Annotated in this window: 4 protein-coding genes and 3 pseudogenes; 5 read left to right on the top strand and 2 right to left on the bottom strand. The window is 57.1% G+C overall.

What is annotated here, in order from left to right; translation table 11 throughout:
• Positions 1-63: 63 nt before the first annotated feature.
• A complete protein-coding gene (gene istB / locus AO277_RS10880; protein ID WP_005741073.1) occupies positions 64-873 on the top strand; it encodes an IS21-like element ISPsy4 family helper ATPase IstB in 810 nt (269 codons plus the stop codon).
• 191 nt (positions 874-1,064) lie between these two features.
• On the opposite strand, the gene AO277_RS10875 is transcribed toward istB, so the two are convergent.
• Positions 1,065-1,682, bottom strand: a complete 618-nt coding sequence (locus tag AO277_RS10875; RefSeq protein WP_044320187.1) for a recombinase family protein — start codon at positions 1,680-1,682, stop codon at positions 1,065-1,067.
• Positions 1,683-1,878: 196 nt separating this feature from the next.
• Between AO277_RS10875 and AO277_RS10870 the strand changes: the two genes are divergently transcribed.
• The 3 genes and pseudogenes from AO277_RS10870 to AO277_RS10860 form a co-directional block, all read left to right on the top strand.
• Positions 1,879-2,151: a CopG family ribbon-helix-helix protein gene (locus AO277_RS10870; protein ID WP_044320188.1), complete on the top strand. Its 273-nt coding sequence runs from the start codon at positions 1,879-1,881 to the stop codon at positions 2,149-2,151.
• Entirely contained in the window at positions 2,151-2,426 is a 276-nt protein-coding gene (locus AO277_RS10865) for a type II toxin-antitoxin system RelE/ParE family toxin (protein ID WP_015060661.1), read from the top strand. Before AO277_RS10870 ends, AO277_RS10865 begins: the two co-directional genes overlap by 1 nt.
• A 101-nt stretch (positions 2,427-2,527) precedes the next feature.
• Positions 2,528-3,034: pseudogene (locus AO277_RS10860) on the top strand (IS91 family transposase); the annotation flags it as partial.
• A gap of 32 nt (positions 3,035-3,066) precedes the next feature.
• Here the strand turns inward: AO277_RS10860 and AO277_RS10855 are convergent.
• Positions 3,067-3,783 (bottom strand): annotated as a pseudogene (locus tag AO277_RS10855) (Tn3 family transposase); the annotation flags it as partial.
• 303 nt (positions 3,784-4,086) lie between these two features.
• Here AO277_RS10855 and istA point away from each other — a divergent pair.
• Positions 4,087-4,729, top strand: a pseudogene (gene istA, locus AO277_RS10845) (IS21-like element ISPsy4 family transposase); the annotation flags it as partial.

Below are 4,729 nucleotides of genomic sequence, written 5' to 3'. Positions count from 1 at the left end.
CCTGCCGTACGAGAGCTTGCAGCATCCGCTGTCGGTTTATGAGCAACTGCTGGAGGTGAGAGCATGAACCTTCAACATGCTCGCCTGACAGAACTATGCAAGGGGCTAAAGCTTGAGCGCGTCGGGGTGGACTGGCCGCACCTGGCCCAACAAGCAGCAAGCGGCGAAGACAGCTTTGCCGACTTCCTCGAAAAGCTGCTGGCTGCCGAGACCGATGCCCGAAGTGAACGCTCTCGACAGGCCCTGCTGAAAACTGCCGCGCTGCCCGCTGTGAAAACGCTGGAGCAATACGACTTCGCGTTTGCCACCGGCGTCCCCCGGGCACAGCTCCAGGAGCTGGCAGCACTGAGTTTTGTTGGACGTGCCGAGAACATCGTGTTCCTGGGGCCTAGTGGTGTAGGCAAGAGCCACCTGGCTATCGCCCTGGCCTACCGGGCAGTGATGGCCGGTATCAAAACCCGCTTCGTCACGGCGGCTGACTTGATGCTGCAACTGACCGCTGCGCACCGCCAGGAACGGCTCAAGGAATACTTCAGTCGTGTGGTGATGGCCCCTGGGTTGTTGGTCATCGATGAAATCGGCTACCTGCCGTTTGGTCGTGATGAAGCCAACCTGTTCTTCAATGTTGTCGCCAAGCGCTACGAGCAAGGCAGCCTGATCCTCACGAGTAACTTGCCGTTTACCCAGTGGGCCGGAACCTTTGCGGATGATCAAACACTGACAGCGGCCATGCTGGACAGGCTGTTACATCATGCCCATATCGTGCAGATGACAGGTGAAAGCTATCGACTCAAGGACAAGCGCAAAGCAGGAACCAAATCTTCTCGGGCCGAACCGGCTCGAAAATATGAACCCGAGGGGGGTCAAAACTAAGTTGGCGATTTAGCACGGAAGGGGGTCACTTTTTAGTTGGCGTTGACATGTAGGCCGGGAGTCAATCAGCCGCCCTAGACATCGCCTACCGCGTCATCCCTCCGACACAGTCGATCTGACGCTAGCACTTTGATGGCTCAGCCTTCAATAGACTCAGATCATTGCACATCGAGGAAGTGTTGCAAGGCATCTCAGGTTGATGCCAGGTCCCTGATCCTCAGCACAGTGGTAGTCGAGCAGTTGGCGTGCCGTGCCGTCGCGCGAATCCCCAGGCCGGCGCCGAGCAGCTCGGCAACACGCTTGTGCAGATCGGCGTCCACCGGGCGCCCCTGATATTTGCCGGCGGCCTTGGCCTTCTCGATGCCCTGGGCCTGCCGGTCGCGGCGCTGCTCATAATCCTTGCGCGCGATCGCGGCCATCATTTCCACCAGCATTGAGTTGATCGCTCCCAGCATCCGCCCGGTGAACTCGTCGCCTTTGGTGTCCTGCATTCCCTGGTGGCTGGTCGGCAAGTCGAGCGCAACGATGCGCAGCCCCTTGGAATCGATCGCAGCCTTTAGCTTTTGCCAGTCCTCCACTGGGAGGCGGGAGAGACGGTCTATCGACTCCACCAGCAGCACATCACCCTTACGGGCATCCTTCAGCAGGCGCAGCAGCTCAGGCCGGTCCGCGGTGGCGCCGCTGGCGTTCTCCAGGTACACGCTCGCAATGACCTTGTTGTGATCGCTGGCGAACTGCTCGAGCGAGGCGCGGGCGCGACCAGCGTCTTGCTCTTCGGTGGATGCTCTGAGGTATGCGCGGATGAACATGACGGGTGCCTGTATCAGTTAGGACGTTCTACTAATACTGTTGCACTATGGGTGTCACTTATCAAGCGAAAAGCCCGAAAAAGGCAAAATAAGCCTGTATCTGGATAGGCATAGCCCAACCTGACAGCACGCTTGACGACACATTATTATTCACTATGATTATATTTAAATCGAAACGAATCAGGACTAACCGCATATGGCCACCACCGCCAAAACCCGATCTGTCACAGCTCACGTTCCGGTGCAGCTGGCGGAAAAAGTCGATTTGATGGCTGAGCGTCTGGAGCGCTCTAAAAACTGGATCGTCAAGCAAGCCCTGTCTGCTTGGATAGACCAGGAAGAAGAGCGTAGTCACCTGACCCGTGAGGCCTTGGCTGATGTTGACGCTGGACGCGTTATTGATCACCAAGCCGTCCAGGCCTGGGCTGACAGTCTTAGCACCGACACTCCGTTGCCGGTGCCGCGCTGATGGAATTGAAGTGGACAAGCAAGGCGCTTTCCGACATTACCAGGCTATACGAGTTTCTGGCCTTGGCGAATCAACCTGCCGCAGCACGAGTGGTGCAGCAACTCACCACAGCACCTACCACGCTTCTGACTAACCCGCGCATTGGCGAACGCCTAGAGGAGTTCGAGCCAAAGGACGTACGCCGAATTCAGATCGGCCAATACGAGATGCGTTACGAGATAGCGGATTCAACTATCTACCTGCTGCGCCTGTGGCACACCCGCGAAGACCGATAGAGGAACAGGGCAGCCTGCGGCTGCAAATCGCCCGTTCTTGCGATCGCGTAGCAGCAGGAACATGGATTTGAGCTTTGTCATGAGGCCCATTATTGATCATCATGAAGCCTGCTTACCCACCGTTGCTGCTTCAGATGAGTCCAGCCTACACACCTCGACCGCTCAAAAACCTCTTCACCGCTAACCAGTGCTGGGCACACCTCATCGAGGAGGGCGGCTTGCGCGACATCGAAGTCGAGTCCGTCACCAAAATGCTCGCCTGCGGCACCTCGATACTGGGCGTCAAACACTACACCTGTGGCAATGAGCATTGCCCGCACGTCAAATACCTGTGCAACACCTGCCATTGCCGGGCCTGTCCTTCCTGCGGCAAAAAGGCCACCGACCAGTGGATCGCCATGCAAAACAACCGTCTGCCCGACTGCCCCTGGCAGCATCTGGTGTTCACGCTGCCCGACACACTGCGGTCCCTGTTCTTCTACAACCGCTGGCTGCTCGATGCGCTGTTTCGGCTGGCGGCCGATAACCTGATCTACACCGCCAAGCGGCGCGGTTTGCACGTCGGGATTTTCGGTGCGCTGCACACCTATGGCCGGCGGCTCAACTGGGGGTCGCCTCAGAAAACGGATTTTAAAGTACGTTAAGCTGATTTCAGTCGTCGTAATGGCCGGAATCTTCCTCCACCAACCTTGACGGTGCTGCGCCACAGGTAATCACCAGTTAGGTTGATGTGCTCCCAGCCCAGCGGCGACAGGTACTGCAGCAGCGATTCATCGACAGCGGTGCTATGTCCGCGTAATGCGTTTGCGGACCGCTCCAGGTAAACCGTGTTCCACAGCACTATTGCAGCAGTCACCAAGTTGAGGCCGCTGGCACGGTAGCGTTGCTGTTCGAAGCTACGGTCTCGGATTTCGCCCAGCCGGTTAAAGAAGACAGCCCTGGCCAGCGCATTGCGCGCTTCGCCCTTGTTCAGTCCTGCATTCACACGACGGCGCAGCTCGGCACTTTGTAGCCAGTCCAAAATGAACAGCGTGCGCTCGATGCAACCGATTTCGCGAAGGGCAACGGCTAAGCCGTTCTGCCGAGGATAACTACCCAGCTTGCGCAACATCAGCGAGGCAGTCACGGTACCTTGTTTGATCGAGGTGGCCAGCCTCAGAATTTCATCCCAGTGCGTCCGAATGGCTTTTATATCAAGTTTTTCTTTACTAATCATTGACTTAATCGCGTCATAATCGATATTTCCTTGGGGCACGAACAGCTTGGTATCGCGTAGGTCGCGGATGCGCGGTGCAAAGCGAAAACCCAGTAAATGCATCAGACCGAAGACGTGATCTGTGAAGCCCGCAGTATCTGTAACGGCCTGCAATCGAAATGGCCTCGACCTGCAATCATCGCGTTTTTCGACCGGGATTGATTGCGTCTATCCGGCACCGCGAACCAGCATTGACTGCAAACGAACCTGCATCCAGCCACTTCGACCTGCAATCGAGCGCAACCGACCAGGATTAAATGCGACTGAAAAACCGATGATTTAGCGTCCATCAAACAGTGGTCTTCAGGAGCTGGGCTAAGTGTCACCGCCACTGTAAAAATGACCCCCTAACGCCAACCTAGAATTGACCCCCCTGGGTAAAACTGGCGGCTTTGAGCTGCCAATATGTTGACCCAGGAGCAGTCTGTGGAAATTAAAGTGTTGGCCCGTCAGGGCCATGGCATCAAATTCATCGCCCGTGAGCTGGGTATTTCGCGTAACACCGTGCGCAAGTACCTGCGAAAGGCCCGGTCGCTACCCAGTGACAAGGTGAGACCCGCACGTCCGTGCAAAATCGACCCCTTCAAGGACTACCTGCACGAGCGTATTGAGGCGGCGCGCCCACACTGGATTCCGGCGACCGTCCTGCTGCGTGAGATCACGGCATTGGGGTACAGCGGCGGCGTCAGTCGTCTGAAGGCTTATATTCGCCCCTTCAAACGTAAGGCAGAAGAGCCGGTGGTACGTTTCGAGACACTGCCCGGCAAGCAGATACAGGTGGACTTCACCACCATTCGACGAGGCCGTCAGCCGCTTAAGGCGTTCGTGGCGACACTTGGTTTTAGTCGAGCAAGCTTTGTCCGTTTCTCCGAGCGAGAGGACAGCGAAGCCTGGCTGACAGGGCTTCGGGAGGCGTTCGCTTACTTTGGCGGCGTGCCCGAGCAGGCATTGTTTGATAACGCCGGAACCATCATCACCGAGCGAGATGCTTTTGGGGAGGGCCAGCACCGTTGGCATCCCCGATTGGCTGCGCTGGCCGATGAGTTTG

Source organism: Pseudomonas amygdali, from assembly GCF_002699855.1.
Taxonomy (GTDB): Bacteria; Pseudomonadota; Gammaproteobacteria; order Pseudomonadales; family Pseudomonadaceae; genus Aquipseudomonas; species Aquipseudomonas amygdali.
The sequence above is the reverse complement of the archived record's forward strand: the minus strand, read 5'-3'. Positions and strand labels throughout refer to the sequence as shown.